General features: G+C 42.1%; 10 protein-coding genes, 1 tRNA gene and 1 pseudogene. 7 read left to right on the top strand and 5 right to left on the bottom strand.

The window, feature by feature from the left end; genetic code table 11:
* Window positions 1–45: 45 nt before the first annotated feature.
* Window positions 46–2,889, bottom strand: coding sequence for a DUF3131 domain-containing protein (locus ACR5KR_RS06990; protein WP_448265950.1), 2,844 nt, complete (start codon window positions 2,887–2,889; stop codon window positions 46–48).
* Between the two features lie 430 nt (window positions 2,890–3,319).
* Here ACR5KR_RS06990 and ACR5KR_RS06985 point away from each other — a divergent pair, with 430 nt between their 5' ends.
* The gene (locus ACR5KR_RS06985) at window positions 3,320–4,633 is read left to right on the top strand and encodes a hypothetical protein (RefSeq protein ID WP_448265949.1); all 1,314 of its coding nucleotides are present in this window, start codon (window positions 3,320–3,322) and stop codon (window positions 4,631–4,633) included.
* Between the two features lie 30 nt (window positions 4,634–4,663).
* Here the strand turns inward: ACR5KR_RS06985 and ACR5KR_RS06980 are convergent, their stop codons facing one another.
* Window positions 4,664–5,338, bottom strand: coding sequence for an S-layer homology domain-containing protein (locus ACR5KR_RS06980; protein WP_448270121.1), 675 nt, complete (start codon window positions 5,336–5,338; stop codon window positions 4,664–4,666).
* A 243-nt stretch (window positions 5,339–5,581) separates the two neighbouring features.
* On the opposite strand from ACR5KR_RS06980, the gene rpiA reads away from it, so the two are divergent.
* Both rpiA and ACR5KR_RS06970 read left to right on the top strand, forming a co-directional pair.
* Window positions 5,582–6,289 carry a ribose-5-phosphate isomerase RpiA gene (gene rpiA, locus ACR5KR_RS06975; protein WP_448265948.1) on the top strand — a complete coding sequence of 236 codons (708 nt, stop codon included), beginning with the start codon at window positions 5,582–5,584 and terminating at the stop codon, window positions 6,287–6,289.
* Between the two features lie 428 nt (window positions 6,290–6,717).
* Window positions 6,718–8,352, top strand: coding sequence for a protein kinase domain-containing protein (locus tag ACR5KR_RS06970; protein WP_448265947.1), 1,635 nt, complete (start codon window positions 6,718–6,720; stop codon window positions 8,350–8,352).
* Between the two features lie 166 nt (window positions 8,353–8,518).
* Here the strand turns inward: ACR5KR_RS06970 and ACR5KR_RS06965 are convergent, their stop codons facing one another.
* The 3 genes from ACR5KR_RS06965 to ACR5KR_RS06955 all read right to left on the bottom strand — a co-directional run bounded on the left by ACR5KR_RS06965 (window position 8,519) and on the right by ACR5KR_RS06955 (window position 11,913).
* The gene (locus ACR5KR_RS06965; protein WP_448265945.1) at window positions 8,519–9,697 is read right to left on the bottom strand and encodes a CapA family protein; all 1,179 of its coding nucleotides are present in this window, start codon (window positions 9,695–9,697) and stop codon (window positions 8,519–8,521) included.
* Window positions 9,698–10,033: 336 nt separating this feature from the next.
* Window positions 10,034–10,118: transfer RNA gene (locus ACR5KR_RS06960), tRNA-Ser, on the bottom strand.
* Between the two features lie 349 nt (window positions 10,119–10,467).
* On the bottom strand, window positions 10,468–11,913 hold the full coding sequence (locus ACR5KR_RS06955; RefSeq protein ID WP_448265944.1) for a PQQ-dependent sugar dehydrogenase: 1,446 nt from the start codon (window positions 11,911–11,913) through the stop codon (window positions 10,468–10,470).
* Window positions 11,914–11,981: 68 nt separating this feature from the next.
* On the opposite strand from ACR5KR_RS06955, the pseudogene ACR5KR_RS06950 reads away from it, so the two are divergent.
* From ACR5KR_RS06950 to ACR5KR_RS06935, 4 genes and pseudogenes are all read left to right on the top strand, one after another.
* Window positions 11,982–12,152, top strand: a pseudogene (locus ACR5KR_RS06950) (IS1 family transposase); the annotation flags it as partial.
* 225 nt (window positions 12,153–12,377) lie between these two features.
* A complete protein-coding gene (locus ACR5KR_RS06945) occupies window positions 12,378–12,650 on the top strand; it encodes a hypothetical protein (protein WP_322702298.1) in 273 nt (90 codons plus the stop codon).
* A gap of 423 nt (window positions 12,651–13,073) precedes the next feature.
* The gene (gene ilvD / locus ACR5KR_RS06940; protein ID WP_448265943.1) at window positions 13,074–14,780 is read left to right on the top strand and encodes a dihydroxy-acid dehydratase; all 1,707 of its coding nucleotides are present in this window, start codon (window positions 13,074–13,076) and stop codon (window positions 14,778–14,780) included.
* A gap of 286 nt (window positions 14,781–15,066) precedes the next feature.
* Window positions 15,067–15,405, top strand: coding sequence for a hypothetical protein (locus tag ACR5KR_RS06935; RefSeq protein ID WP_445627184.1), 339 nt, complete (start codon window positions 15,067–15,069; stop codon window positions 15,403–15,405).
* Window positions 15,406–15,607: the final 202 nt, after the last annotated feature.

The raw sequence follows: 15,607 nt of genomic DNA, 5'->3' as shown, positions 1-15,607 counted from the left end.
AATTTTATGAATTGCCCCTACCTGAAAATCAGGGTTTTGGTTATGTTATTTTGTGCCAGTTACTAGGTGAGTTTTTTCACTATCTGAAACCCAGTAACTTCCAGAACTATCAGAAGTTAACTTGGTTTGTTGTGTGGCGCTGTTTGGTAGACCTCGCCCAGAATTTCCCTTAGCAACTGTCTGCCACCAAAGGGAGTTCGTAGTAGTAATCGGACGAATTAAGGGTTGTCGATTTGTCACATTGTATAGTAAGGATTGCAAAATCATACTGTTGGTGCTGCTGGTGAAACCAACTGCTGTTTTGCCGGTGGTTTCGTAGAAGCCCTCATAAAATCCAATTAATGGATTATATAAGTCAGTCGTTCCTTCTTGTAACTGTTGACTATACTTATTGTCTGGAAGCAGAGCATTATAGGCAAAAGCTACTGCTGTACTTACCAATCGCCCCTTTGGTAGTGGTTGACCATCATCTCCTAAAGCTACCCAAGCCTCCCCTTGTCCAGTAATTGTACTGTGGACAGTGTAAGGTTTACGATCGATTAAGGTAGTGGCTGAGGCTGTGAGCGTGCCTGTGCGACGGTAACGTTCAGCTTGTGCTTGAAAAATTGGTTCAAAGAGCGATCGCATTTTTGGATCTAATCCAAACTCCAATGCATAGAGTACAAAAGGATTGCTAACTGTATATTGGTTAACTTTGGAGTTAGTATCTGTGCGATGGCGTTGAATTGGGACTTTCAATCCCTCCACTGAGGCAGTTTGATATTCACCCCCAACAGCAGAACGATCGAGATTAAACCCCCATAATTGAAAAGCACGAGCGGCATATTCCTCATAACCCAAGCGGATTTCGGGGTTAACGCGGGTGAGATATCGCCCATCTTCTTCTTTGGTAACGGTGGCACTGGAGAGAATACCTTCACGCACCACACGCAAGTATGACCAATCCAAGACAATTTTATCTACCGCAGTCGTGTATTCTGGATGACAGCTTTTTAAGTTGTACAGCGCTGCCAGCATTCTACCCAAATCTAAAGCTGACCAACCGTTTCCTTCAGGAACTGGATTACCACCATAATCGACTGGTTGGAGCGATCGCGTATCATAACTCCGACTTGGCAATTCCCCAGCAAATAACGGTAACTTTGTCAAAGCTCCTAAGAGATGGCGGGTGCGCTGGTCAAATTCTTTAGGGGTAATTGTATCGAGCGATCGCGCTGCATGGAGTGCTGCAAGATAATCTCCCAATCCCCAGAGGGTTGCACCTTTGAAATCACTGCGATCGTCTATCAGCCCACTCTTAGCGTGATAATTCGCTTGGAAGTATCGCCAAGCCGCCTCTGCATAGCGCCGTTCAATAGGCGTTAGCGATCGCTCTAGTTTCAGGTTAGATGATGACTGGGGACTATCCACTGGTGGAATAGGTGCAACAGCTACTTCTGTAGGTTTAGAAGTTGCGATCGGAGTTGTAACAGGAGAATTCGGTTGATTTACAGGTGTTGCAGAAGAAGCATTTTCACTAGGTTTGCCAGTAGAATTCGGTTGATTTACAGGTGGTGCAGAAGAAGCATTCTCACTAGGCTTGCTAGTAGACACACTCACAGAAGTGGAAGCAATTAAAGGGTGATTTCCCCTAGCTTTGTAGTATAAAATCTCCAAAATTAACCCATTCGTATTACCTGTTAAAGCTTTGTTGGGTTGTTTTGATTCTTCATAGATGCCAGCATAGTAACCGCTATCATCAGGACTGCGAAGATCCTTGACTGCATCAAAAACTTTTTGGGCATAAGCATTATCTGGAAATAGATAGCGCCAGCCAAAAGCAGCTTTTGTACTGAGGCTGCGAAACTGTGGGTAAGGTTGATTGGTATCGGTAATAGTTGCCCAATTTGTACCGTTGGCGTAAACGGTGTTGTAGAGAAAATAAGGTGCTTGGTCGATATTATCTTCTGTTACCGCAGTTAACTGACCTGTGGTATCAAAACGCCGTTTTTGTACATCTAAAACCCTAGCAGCAAAATCAGCTAATTCACCTTGCAAGCCAAATTCAATCCCATCAAGGATATAAGACTCACTCACAACGTAATTATTAGCGTTGGTGCTTTGAAAGTCACGCGTATCAACAGGGATTTGCACACCATTAATTTCGACCAATTTAAATGGTTCTAAAGCAATAGCCTTGGGTGCAGAGAAACCCCAAAGTTGATAACCCCTAGCGCCATATTCTTCGTAGCCGAGTCGTCCTTCTTGCACCAGTAAGGTTTTGTTGTCAGGGAGAACAGTCGCGCCATAAAGTTGTCCATCTTTGAGCGATCGCGCCACCTGCCACTTCGCTATAATTCCTTTGAGCCAGTCATTATATTGCGGATGACAGGTACGGATGACATCAAACGCAGCCAGTATTCGCCCAACATCCAAAGCAGACCAACCAATACCCCGCTCTAGTGGATTGTTGCCATAATCAACCATCTGTGCAGTGGCCGCATTATAGACTTTATTTGGCAAGGCATCTTCAAATAACTTCAGACTGCTAAGAGTCGTCAAAAACTTATTGAGGCGGGAATCAAAGTCTGCTTGATCGGTAAGATTCAACCATCGTGCAGTATTCAATGCCATCAGGTAGTTACCCATATCCCAGAGTGTACCTGAAGGATAACCCCCAGTAGAATTGGTAAATCCCGTTGCTGGCTGATAATTTTTGACAAAATACTGCCAAGCCCCACGAGCATAAGTTTGTTCTTCAGATGTGAGCGGGGTTGTAATATTGCTACAGCTATTGGAATTTTGAGATAAGACTGGTGTCGGGATGTAAAACAAAAATTGCAGAAATGTTCCAATTAGGAACAATGCAATCCATCTCAACAGCTTTTGTTGAGGGAGTTTGTATAGCATAATTCAAAGAATAAGTTAAAAGAGCGTCATAGCCCGTCTGTACAGTTATAATTCATAAATCAAGTTTTATCAGGTATAAAAAATAGACTTGGCGATCGCTTTGGTCAATGGCGGTCAACTATTTCCACCGCAGAGATGCCACTTCTGTTAACTGTAGGCTAGTTCTGTAGACAATCAAGATAGCGAAATGGAAGTTGGGGCGATCGCAGCTAAGATACTCAAAATTAATTTTTAGACTAAACCGTTTAGTTTAAAACAGTGATTAGTAAATTTTTGACTTCCTAATGACTAATAATTTCTTGAGAAGTTACGATGAAATCACAATCGAACTTTAGTTGAGACATTTCATTCCCAGGCAAATAAAAACATCAAACAGCAATGCCTCTTCCGTCGAATTTGACCAATTTATAGTAAATCTCACTTAGCACCCATGCCACATCGTCATTATCCTCCCGCTTACTTACGCTATCTCAAAGCCAGGTTATGGAATCTAGGGCGGCCTGGTTTTTGGGGAACTGCGATTTTTTTATCTGTAGTTGGGCTAGCAACCTGGGAATACTGGTCAAATCCAGATATTTTCGTTTATAAGCAAAAAAAACCAGTCGTTTTACAAAAGTCTGCTGATTCCTCCCTGTCAGAAGAAAACAAAGCGATTGCAGCAGATATTGATAACCTGCCAGCTTTATTTAATGACTTTGAGCAAGGAACTCTCTCATCAACGGCAAATGCGCCTGAACAACAGACTGAGGCGAAAAAGAGCAAAGGCTTATTAGATGATGTAACTAACAAACAAAAGTCTGCTAATAATACCAAATTAAATCCTGGTTCAGGTGTTAACGGCGATACTTCCGCAGCCGCGAAAAATCCCTTTGTCCAACAAACAGACAATTTATTGCGTACTGGAACAGTTGATAGTAGTAACCCGTTTCTAGGTCTTAAAACCTTTAATACGGCATCTGAACCAACAGGGGGAGACCAAACATCTTCTAGCCTGGGTGTTGGATTCAATAATCAAACCAATAAGAATCAAAATTCTCTCTCTATCAACCCTTTGCAAGCAGCGCTTAATCAATCGACAAACCAGAAATTGTCTAGCTTGAATGATACCACTGCAACTCAGACAAATACCTTGGGGCAAGTCTCCGCTTCAGGAACAACCCTAATGCCACCCATCAATAGCTTAACCAGTCAGAATTCTCTACCAAACACTGGGTTAACTGCTGGGACAGGTAACACGTCAACAGGTACGAACTCACCACAAAATCCCTACAGTAATTTAAATAACGGTCAGGTATTGCCTAATAATGGGTTAACTACGGGTACAAACTTACCGCAAAATCCTTACACTTATTTAAATAACGGTCAAGTAGTGCCTAATGTAGCACCGAGTAATACTGTACCTTACTCTAGCCAGAATCCAAGTCAAAGTGTTGTCACACCCACAAACTCTGTAGGTTATGGGAATAATGGCTTGCAGCAACCGACGCAACTACCACAAACTAATTATGGGAATAATGGCTTGCAGCAACCGACGCAACTACCACAAACTAATTATGGGAATAATGTCTTGCAGCAACCGACGCAACTACCACAATCTAATTATGGAAATTATGGCTTGCAGCAACCGACGCAACTACCACAAACTAATTATGGGAATAATGTCTTGCAGCAACCAACACAGTCTAATTCCGTATATCTTCTTCGCCAACTTCGAGACAAGTATAAAAATCCGGGTCAAAACTGATTTGAAGTACGTCGGCTAGAAAAAGTCTAGCTAAGGTGATTGTGGGCTATTTGGAATTATCGGAACTTCCGGTGTTTCGGGTTGTTGCTGTTGTCGTTGCAAATATTTACTCAATACATAAGCCATATCCCCACGGGTTACGGGTTTTAATGGGGAAATATTGCCTTGAGCATCTGTATTCAGAAATCCCTCAGTAGCTACTGTAGCGATCGCTTTTCTAGCCCAAGTTGGGATAGACTTTTCATCTGGATGTGAAGCCAGAATCTCATTGACAGCAGCATCAGGAAATTGAAATACACCATAAGCCTGGGCGAAAATAGCCAGAGCTTCTGCCCTTGTCACTTTTTGGTTAGGAAAGAATTCATTGCCCCGATAGCCTTTCATGATGTCGGTTTTTAGGACTGTCTGTATATCATTAAATGCCCAATAAGAACGAGGAACATCTGGAATAGTTAAATTTTCTTTGTTAACAGCTTCTCTTTTATCTAGACGAAATGCTTTTACCATAATCGAGGCTAATTCTGCCCGACTCAGTAACCTTTCTGGATAAAATTTGCCATCGGGAAAGTTTGTCATCCATTTGACAGCAGTTACCTGTTGAATGGAATCAGCCGGAACTCCAGAAGTAGATTCTGGTACTTGAGCAATTGCTGGCAAGCTTTGTAGTACTGCCATTAAAGATAGAGTAATTGAAAGCTGACGCATCATGATAACCACTTTTAGCTGCTAACGGGAATTGAAAAAACTACGTTACTGAGGTGAACGCAAAATTTAATCTTAGTTAATGACGAATTTCGGCTAGGCAATGTTGCTCCCATTACGTAGTGCGTTAGCTGGTTTTGATCGTCAAGGGAGTAGAAATCAGCAAAAACTTGTTTTTTCCTTTGATGTTTTGGCGTTATCCGCCCACTACTATGGACTATAGTCAGTTTTTCAGGAGTTTTGGGAATGACAGCAGCAGATCCCGTAAAGTTGATGAAGCAAGAAGTTGGCAAAGCCGCCGCCGCCCTGGTAAAGTCGGGTTCCATTGTCGGGTTGGGTACGGGGTCAACTACAGCATATACGATTCAGTTTTTGGGCGATCGCCTCAAGTCGGGCGAACTCAAAGATATCATTGGTATACCTACCTCGTTTCAGTCAGAAGTGCTAGCGAAGCAGTACGGTGTCCCTCTCGCCACCTTGGATGCTATTGATCGCATTGATATTGCCATTGATGGTGCAGATGAAGTCGATCCGCAGAAGAATTTGATTAAAGGCGGTGGTGCAGCACATACCCGCGAAAAAGTCGTAGACTACCTAGCAGAACAGTTCATCGTCGTGGTAGACAGTGGCAAGTTAGTAGACCGTTTAGGTTCTACTTTCGCTGTGCCCGTGGAAGTGATTCCAATGGCAATTACCCCTGTCACCAATGCCATCAAAAAACTTGGTGGTAAACCAGAACTCCGCATGGGTGTAAAAAAAGCTGGGCCAGTAATCACCGATCAAGGCAACTTTGTCTTAGATGTCAGATTTGACTCTATTGAAGATCCAGTCAGCCTAGAAAAGACATTGAATAACATTCCCGGCGTTCTGGAAAATGGTATCTTTGTGAACTGTGTCGATTTAGTTTTGATTGGCGAAGTCAAAGATGGTCAGCCATTAGTGCGGCAACTGTAAGAATTTTGGATTTTAGATTTTGGATTTTAGATTTCAGAGACATCTAAAATCCAAAATTAAGCAAGATTCTAGTAAGTTTAAACAGAAACTTCACAAAATTCGCCAGTTGTAGATCGTTCATTCTGAATTCTGACTCCTGAATTCTGTTTTGACACTAAACTTTCGCCTAATTTTCTATAAAACTTCAAAAATAGCCCGTCTTCTCCTCTTCCGCTTTAAGCTTGCCGCACTCCCGCGCTATCATCTGAGAAAGATAAAACTGTTGCGATCGTGGGGAGGTCTTTCTCACTTTAGGAATTCCAACAACTACATCCCGTAAAATAGACAGGCAAGAACCCTGTCCGAAAAAAATATGGGAAAATTTTTGGGAAATCCCTCAAAACTCAGGACTCGGTACTTATCTGCTCACTCAGGACTCAGGACTCTTTATGTTAGCAGGCACAATTTTGCAGGATGGAAAATATACCCTAATTCAAGAAATAGGGCGGGGTGGCTTTGGCATTACATTTAAAGCTACGCATCACTACTTGGGTCAGGAGGTAGTGATGAAAACCATCAATGAACGGCTGCGACAACATCCTGATTTTGCCAAATTCGAGCGCCAATTTCAAGATGAAGCCAGACGATTAGCTACGTGTATTCACCCAAATATAGTCCGAGTTAGTGACTTTTTTGTGGAGGCGGGACTGCCTTATATGGTGATGGAATACATTCCTGGTGAAACCTTGGGAGACGCATTTGTTTTACCAGGGATAACTCTGCCAGAAGCCACAGCAATTCATTACATCCGGCAAATTGGGGCAGCGTTGCAGGTAGTACATAACAACGGTTTGTTACACCGCGATGTCAAACCAGATAATATTATTCTTCGTCAAGGAACACAAGAAGTAATCCTAATTGATTTTGGCATTGCCAGGGAATTTAATGGCGGTGTCAGACAGACTCACACAGGTTTGGTTTCTGAGGGTTATTCTCCGATTGAGCAGTATATGACGCAAGCGGCGCGTACACCCGCCACGGATGTTTATGGTTTAGCAGCGACTTTGTATGCACTGTTGACAGCCCAAGTTCCCATGCCAGCATTATTGCGCGATCGCGAACAAATGCCTTCCCCCCGCGAACTGCAACCACATTTGAGTGCTGCTGTCAACCAAGCGGTAATGCGCGGTATGGCGGTAGAGTCTCGTTTTCGGCCAGCGACAGTTGCTGAGTGGCTGCAATTGCTACCTGGAAATGGGGTGAATGGAACACCGCAAGTTTTACCCACTTACGCAGTGCCAACTGTCAATTTATCTGCCCAGCAGGCAGCAACTTTAATTGGGAAAAGTACCCAAAATTCTATTCATAGACCATCTGTGTTGGCGCAGCCTAACCCAGGTATGGCTAAGGAAACTCTACTGGCTAAAAAGCTGGGGTCATCTAAAGTATTTATTGGTATGGGTGTAGCCCTAGTTGCTGCGACAGCAGGTTTTGGGATCGCCAGTATATTACCCAAATCTCAGCAGCAGCCGACTGCCAAGCCACTTGTTGAAAAGCCAACTCAACAACCAGCCGCGAAAACACCTAATTCTGATAGTACATCTTCACCCAGAGGTGAAGAAACTAACACCACTTCAAGAACCGAAAAAGCACCCGTCTCTAATTCCAGGCAGCGTCGCCGCAATCGTCGTTCTTCTCCAGAAGAATCTTCCAGCAGTACCCCTACAAGAGAATCGCAAAGCGGTGATTCCGAACAATCCACACCTTCACCTAGCGTTTCCCCCACACCCTCTTTAGTGGAGAAACTACGGGCAATCCGCTCATCTCGAAAAGCTTCCCCCGCCCCTACACCGTTGCCATTCCCACAAAAGAACTTACCCGCTTCTAGTCAAAATCCTGCCTCTCCTCAACCCGTCAGTCCATCAAAACCTCTACTTATACCACCAGCACCACCAACAGAATCCAAAAAATCAGATCCTTCTGCTGTGGTAGTACCAACATTAGAAAAGCAAAATTCACCGACTAATAATCAACCCCAGAATATTCAGAAGTTCGAGGAGAAGCCACAAGATGACAATAACTAGTCAATTTTGGATTTTGGTAAAGCAGCGCAGTGAGTCCAGCACCACGCTGACTCCTATTAACTAATTACAAATTACGAACTTGTACTGAGCATCTTGCCCTGAGCGAAGTCGTTGGCGCAGCCTCTCCAAGAGTTGGGAGCCGAAGTATTACGAATTACGAATTATTTTAGGAAGGATTAAGTTTATTCTGTACAACAACTTCCCCCTTCTGATTAATCTTCACCGGATTCTTAGGAAAAGCTTGATTATTCAAATAACGCATAAGTCTTACAGTTTGAAAACTCCGATCGATATGAGGAATTCCCTGCCGATCCATCCGAACGGGAATAATTTTACTTGATACCAAATCTCCTGCTGAGTTGAGTTTGACTTCTAAAATCATGGAGTCACCTGTTTGGGCATTTGTAGATAAAGTCCGATATCCCAAAAAGTTTCCTAAAGAATAGGCAATAATTTTTCCCTGATAAATTTCCATCGCTCTGGGAACGTGAGGACCATGTCCTAGTACTAAGTCTGCTCCGGCATCAATCATGTTTCGAGCAAACGCGATCGCATTACCTCGGTTTTCTCCATAAAAAAACTCTGTTTGATTCTTAACGTGTAGTGCCCCCGTTCCTTCCGCTCCAGCGTGCATCGATACTACTACAATATTGGCTTTATTTTTGGCTTCTGCCACGAGTGCTTTAGCTGCTCTTAAATTATGGATGGAGTTATACATTTCATAAGGAGAAAATCCGATCATTGCCACAGGGATATTGTTAGCTTCTAAATAAAGAATTTGATTTTTATGGCCTAATGTTGCAATGCCTACAGCCTGAAGATTTTTCATTGTATCTTTGAATCCTACCGGGCCGAAGTCCATTGCATGGTTATTTGCCATATTGAACACATTAAAACCAGCTTCAGCAAAAAGTTGGGCGTATGCAGGTGGAGAGCGAAAAGCAAAGACTTGTCCTCGACTAATATCTTTGGCAGTATAGGGATAATTAGTTAGGCTACTTTCAAAATTCCCAAACAAGATATCAGATCCTTGCAAGTGAGTTCTCACCGACTTTGGTAATAATTGATCTCGAAAACGAGGTAATCTATAGTTAGGGAAATTAGTGCCGGGAATAATATCTCCAACGGCTTTGATAGTAATAGTATTTGGAAAGGTTTGTTGTTGTGTTTTTGATGGGGTAACAGGAATAGCTAATGGAAACTGCATAGTCTTATTCGGCATAGTAGCAGCGTTTAATCGCTGTGAGTAACCAAGCCGGATAATGACTCCTATACTAATACCCAGATATAAAGAAATACTAATCAGACTAAATGAGAATACTCGCCCCAAGCTGCGATCTACCATCGTTCACTCCTCACACAATGGCATTAGTTTATCCCAAAAATATGTATTAGCAGTGTATATTTTAGTGTTTTTGGCAAAGATTTGACTACGTAAATATTGAGCGATAATCCTATCTAACTTCCAAATAAACAGACAAGTTGCTCAAGATCCTTGCTAAAGGTAGGCAAATTTCAGCCACATTAGACCTCTTGGCATTTGTGCTTTTTGCACTCTTGGGGAAAAGGGAAAAGGTTAAAGGGGAAAGGGACTTTTGCAGTACCTTTTCCCCTTCCCCTTTCCTCTTTTCCCGACTTATGCAAGAAGTCTATTGTAGTGAATTTTCAGTAATCTTTTGAACGGAGAGGGGGGGATTCGAACCCCCGTTGGGTTTCCCCAAAACGCATTTCGAGTGCGTCACCATGAACCGCTCGGACACCTCTCCAACTATTTATTCAGACATTTGAGTGTCTATTCTACATTCAAATGCTGTAAATTTAGGGAAATCTTACTGGATTCCCTATCCTACTATAGCATTATCGCTTTTTTTGCGTAATGCAATTCTCTAGGAATGCCAACACTACTAAAGCCCACGACATTTTCCATCATGACGGTTGGTGAAATTACTTGACGAGTCAATGAGACGCAGAAATTTATATAAAGCTGTGAAAAAACGTTTCTTATGCTAGGACTAGGGGTGCAAGAAAGCGTTACACAAGAGTACAAGCTTATTTCAATCAGGATAGCTTGGGTGCCTAATTTCGATTAAGTAATGCAGAAATACCCAATTTACTTTACTTGGTAGGCATAGAGACTTCCCAAATTCCTTGATTTCCGCCATATTCCAAAACATAAATCTTATTGCTAATAATCTCAGCATCAATGGGATTACTAAAACCTATGACAAGGCGTGTAGCATTAAGTTTATAGTTGGTATTTCCTACTTTAGTTAAATTTAAATGTAGTAGGTCTTGGCTGGCATCTTTAAAAGGGCCTATCAGTTTTTCGCCAGTGGGATCGCCTGCTGTCCAACTCAACATAAATCCATCTCTATTGAATTCTGGACTCATTACCCCTTGCGTATCAAAAACTAACCCTAAAGGAGAACGGTGTGTTGTAAAAGTGCTCAAAGGTTGCCCAAGAACACTGGCATCTTTGATTTTTCCATCTACAGGATCGCGGTAATTATCTGCGTCCGGACCAAGATTAGGAATTGGTTCAATCAAATTTCCAGTAGGCCGAATAGGAAAGGTTGGATCGTTACGATAGTAGCCTTTTTGGATGGCATTAAATTGAGGGCTTAACAATCGATCAGTGGCAGGATTATAATTTGGAAATTGTTGTGGATTATCTGTCCCACCAATACGCCAAGGAAAGCCGTAATTACCACCTAAACGTAGCCAATTTAATTCTTCTGACATGTCGCGATCTGGGCCATTTTCTGTGCCAAATAAATCCCCATTGGATGCAAAAGCCATATCGAAAGTATTACGCGTTCCTTCTGCAAAAATATAGCCAGCTGTCTTTAAAGTTGCTCGATTGTTTGCCAGAAAGAGATTGTTACCATTACTAGGAAGACGGAGTATACAGGCGGTTAATCCGACTTCGCGAGTATTGGGATATAGGCCCTCAACAGACTGAACCTCACCATGATCGGTACGAGAACCGCTATTCACATAGATAAAGTTACCATCTAGGCTAACAACTACGCCGTTGAAGCGATGGTCATAAGCTGTTTTGCTTTTGGGATAAGCTTCACTCTTAGCTAAGATAGACCAGATACGCTGTTTTGTACTCGAATTAATTACACCTTTAACAATAATAGCTTGAGTTTGGTTATTCACTAGGTCTGCATTGCCAACTAAATAAATTGTGCCGTTAGGGCCAATGGCCAAACCTTGAGTTTCACTTAAATTATGATTACTAGAGTTGTATACAAGAGTTCTAGTAGAGGAGGCTAAATTGACTTGATAAATCTCACCATTTCGTTTGAGGTAATAAAGAGTATTGTTTCGTGGATCTTTTGCAATTCGCACAGAAGGAGATACTGATGATGTATTAATAATATTGCGAACCTTGATATCAGGACGCAGGCTTTGAGGGACAGTATTTATTCCAAGAGTGCTATGATTTAATAAAACTATTGTAAATAATAGTGTTATTGTAAATAACAGCGTTTTAACAGCAGTTTTATGGGAAAATTTGCGTTTAAATTGGTTAGATGATTTCATGTTATTCATGATTTTTTTGATAAAATAATAAGTTAATTTTGTTGTTCAATCTCTCTTGAGGAGGGAAACCTTTTGCAATTTTAACTTGGTCTTTAGGAGACCATAGTGCTGAAACTTTTCAACCTTTATAAAAAAACATTTTTTGCAGTTGGCAGTGCTATTTTTCTGTGACGGATGGATGGAAAGTTTACCTCAGTTTTATTAACCCAGAAGATCGTATCGTCAGTAAAGCATATATGACCAGAGTAAGTAGGTAGGCACGAATTAATCTAACTATGTAATAAAATGTCAAAAACAGGGTGTAGGGGGTAGGGAAGACGGCATTGATAGGGGCTTGTACTCCCACCAATGCAATTGTGAGTGAAAAACGGAGCTTGAACGAAGAAGGTTGTTGAAACTTTACCAACAAAATATTCGGATTTTCTGATAACTTACTGTATTGTGGGATATCCTACCTTGTGGAAAGCCAAATCATGACTATGAATATGCAACGACTGATCAAAAAAACTTCTAACCCAATTCGCAAGATAACAGAAGTAACTCCACCATCGACTGAACCCATTGAGATGCCTGAGAGTCAAGATATTCCTGAATCGGTGGTTGAACCAAATCCACCTGTGTACATTGAAGCATCCGAATCGGACTACATCTGGGAACACTATCGCCCTTTGCGTTCCGTTGGTAACTCTGGCTGGCAACCTTCTGATGTGTGGCGCGAGTTGAGGGTTGATAATTTCTGTGGGTGAGTAATATGAACGCAGATAGCCATTCGATTTATGGCTGAATAAAATTATATGTTTGTGTAAGTTCTGCTGAAATGTTATTTCTCAGCTACAGCATTAACAATTCAAAATTCAAAATTCAAAACTTGTACTGAGCTTGTCGAAATATTCAAACATTTTAGACATTTCAGACGGGGATTTAGCGAGAAACGCGGTCTTGGGCAAAGCCCCAAGTGGAGCGATTTCTCAAGACAAACCCCGACTGAAACTGGTGCTACATATAGATGTAGGGGTCTTAAACCCTTGAACTTACGATAAAGTAGCTCAAATTTCGTAGTTCCATATTTTTGATACTTTATACGTCTCAATTTTAAATAAATATATATTGGACATATCAAAAAAGGCTACATATCATACTCGTACAGAGATTTGATTGAGGCCTGAGCAATGAGTGAAAAAACAACGTCAGAGAATTTTAGAAGTAAAGCTGTTACACAAGGAGTACAGCGATCGCCAAATCGGGCTATGCTGCGTGCAGTAGGTTTTCAGGATGAAGACTTTAAGAAAGCAATTGTCGGTGTGGCTAATGCCTACAGCACCATCACTCCCTGTAACATGGGAATTAATCAACTAGCACTCATAGCTGAAGCTGGAATTAAACTAGCCGGGGCAATGCCGCAAATATTCGGCACAATTACTATTAGTGATGGGATTTCGATGGGAACTGAGGGAATGAAATATTCCCTAGTGTCACGAGAAGTGATTGCTGACTCCATTGAAACCGTCTGTAATGGTCAAAGTATGGATGGTGTCATTGCCATCGGTGGCTGTGATAAAAATATGCCAGGGGCAATGATTGCGATCGCACGGATGAATATCCCGGCTATCTTTGTTTATGGTGGGACAATTAAACCCGGACACTACAACAGCCGTGACTTGACTATTGTGAGTTCCTTTGAGGCTGTGGGTGAATACAGTGCTGGAAAAATTGACGACACCGAACTGATGGAAGTAGAACGCCACGCTTGTCCTGGTGCTGGTTCTTGCGGTGGGATGTACACAGCCAATACTATGTCCTCGGCCTTTGAAGCGATGGGTATGAGTTTACCCTATTCTTCCACAATGGCGGCGGAAGATGACGAAAAAGCCGATAGCACTGAAGAATCAGCCAAGGTATTAGTAGAAGCAATTCGCAATCAACTGTTACCCAGGCAGATTATCACGCGCAAATCTATAGAAAATGCTATTTCTGTAATTATGGCTGTGGGTGGTTCAACTAACGCCGTGTTACATTTTCTAGCGATCGCTCGTGCAGCTGGTGTAGAACTTAATCTAGATGATTTTGAAACTATCCGCGATCGTGTCCCGGTTTTATGCGATTTAAAACCTAGTGGTAGATATGTTGCCACAGACTTACATCAAGCTGGTGGGATTCCCCAAGTAATGAAAATGCTATTGGTGCATGGATTACTTCACGGCGACTGTATCACCATCACAGGTAAAACCATCGCCGAAATTTTAGCAGATGTCCCCGACGAACCACCAAGCAATCAAGATGTGATTCGGACTTGGAATAACCCGATGTATACCCAAGGTCACTTAGCCATCCTGAAAGGGAATCTCGCTCCAGAGGGAGCAGTAGCAAAAATTACCGGGGTGAAAAATCCCAACATTACTGGTTCTGCACGGGTATTTGATTCCGAGGAAGAATGCTTAGATGCCATCCTTGCAAGTAAGATTAAAGCCGGTGATGTAATTATCGTCCGCTACGAAGGGCCGAAAGGCGGCCCTGGTATGCGGGAAATGCTAGCACCTACCTCAGCACTGATTGGTGCGGGTTTAGGCGATGCAGTCGGGTTAATTACTGATGGACGCTTTTCAGGCGGTACTTATGGGATGGTAGTCGGACACGTTGCTCCCGAAGCTGCCGTTGGTGGTGCGATCGCTCTAGTCGAAGAAGGTGATAGCATCACTATCGATGCTAATTCTCGCTTGTTACAAATCAACATTTCTGATGCAGAATTAGCCCGTCGCCGCGCCAAATGGCAACCCCGTCCACCCCGTTATACAAAAGGCATTTTAGCAAAATATGCCAAGTTAGTTTCCTCTAGTAGTGTTGGTGCTGTCACAGACTTGGATTTATTTCATGAGTAGGGAGTAAGGGTAGAGACGCGATATACCGCGTCTCTCTACAAGAGTACGGAAAGAAGACTTTCTGGCATTGGCTGTGAAACTTACAGCAGAATTCAGAATTCAGAAGTAAACACGTTTTATATCTGGATAACAAACTTAGCTTGTGTACTTCACCAACTTGAAATCTGCTGTAAGTCGCTCTACTTATGTTTTAAAGTAGAAAGTAGTTGATTGAAAGTGTTTGTTACTACCAATGAAAGTTTTAGGATCAGTCTTGCCAATCCTGTTACTGCTATGCAGTCCTGCTATGGCAGTTGAGCTTAAAGGACAAAATATTGACGGTCAAAAGCTACCTGCTACAGCTTATTACTATGCAACTGGTGGGGTCTACAAAGTTCAGGTGCGCTTTCACAACAAACGAGCCACAATTTACTTTGACGACGGCAACCAAACAACTATACAGTTGAACCAGCGAGCGATCGCTGACTCAAAGAATATTGAAGGTTTTGGAAAACTAGGACAATATCCTCTAAATAGAATATTCAGTGTGGGGTTGGTGTATGACAATAATTGGCTCGGTAGCAATGATAGTCAATTCCAACTGTCTAATCCGCTAGATGGGTTGTGGAAAATTAGTTTGGAGTGAATACTCATCCGACTTTAAAACATTTCTTACTTCTGACAGGGCAACTCAACAATATGTCCTCTGCTAGACTCGAAGTAACTACTTAATTCATAAAGTAACATATATTTAGGATTCCTATTTAATTTTTGAATAAATAAGCTGCTTAAAAGCTTGCCAGACAAAGATTTCCTTTTCAGTATCCTGAGCAGGATTCAAGTAGGAT

The sequence above is a fragment of the Nostoc sp. DSM 114159 genome, from assembly GCF_053470285.1.
Note: the sequence above shows the minus strand (reverse complement) of the source record. Positions and strands in the feature narration are given on the sequence as shown.

What these genes read in the sequence shown, in the direction of transcription:
- ACR5KR_RS06990 (WP_448265950.1), bottom strand. Translation starts at nt 2,889, where the DNA reads ATGCTATACAAACTCCCTCAACAAAAGCTGTTGAGATGGATTGCATTG.
- ACR5KR_RS06985 (WP_448265949.1), top strand. Translation starts at nt 3,320, where the DNA reads ATGCCACATCGTCATTATCCTCCCGCTTACTTACGCTATCTCAAAGCC.
- ACR5KR_RS06980 (WP_448270121.1), bottom strand. Translation starts at nt 5,338, where the DNA reads ATGCGTCAGCTTTCAATTACTCTATCTTTAATGGCAGTACTACAAAGC.
- rpiA (WP_448265948.1), top strand. Translation starts at nt 5,582, where the DNA reads ATGACAGCAGCAGATCCCGTAAAGTTGATGAAGCAAGAAGTTGGCAAA.
- ACR5KR_RS06970 (WP_448265947.1), top strand. Translation starts at nt 6,718, where the DNA reads ATGTTAGCAGGCACAATTTTGCAGGATGGAAAATATACCCTAATTCAA.
- ACR5KR_RS06965 (WP_448265945.1), bottom strand. Translation starts at nt 9,697, where the DNA reads ATGGTAGATCGCAGCTTGGGGCGAGTATTCTCATTTAGTCTGATTAGT.
- ACR5KR_RS06955 (WP_448265944.1), bottom strand. Translation starts at nt 11,913, where the DNA reads ATGAATAACATGAAATCATCTAACCAATTTAAACGCAAATTTTCCCAT.
- ACR5KR_RS06945 (WP_322702298.1), top strand. Translation starts at nt 12,378, where the DNA reads ATGACTATGAATATGCAACGACTGATCAAAAAAACTTCTAACCCAATT.
- ilvD (WP_448265943.1), top strand. Translation starts at nt 13,074, where the DNA reads ATGAGTGAAAAAACAACGTCAGAGAATTTTAGAAGTAAAGCTGTTACA.
- ACR5KR_RS06935 (WP_445627184.1), top strand. Translation starts at nt 15,067, where the DNA reads ATGGCAGTTGAGCTTAAAGGACAAAATATTGACGGTCAAAAGCTACCT.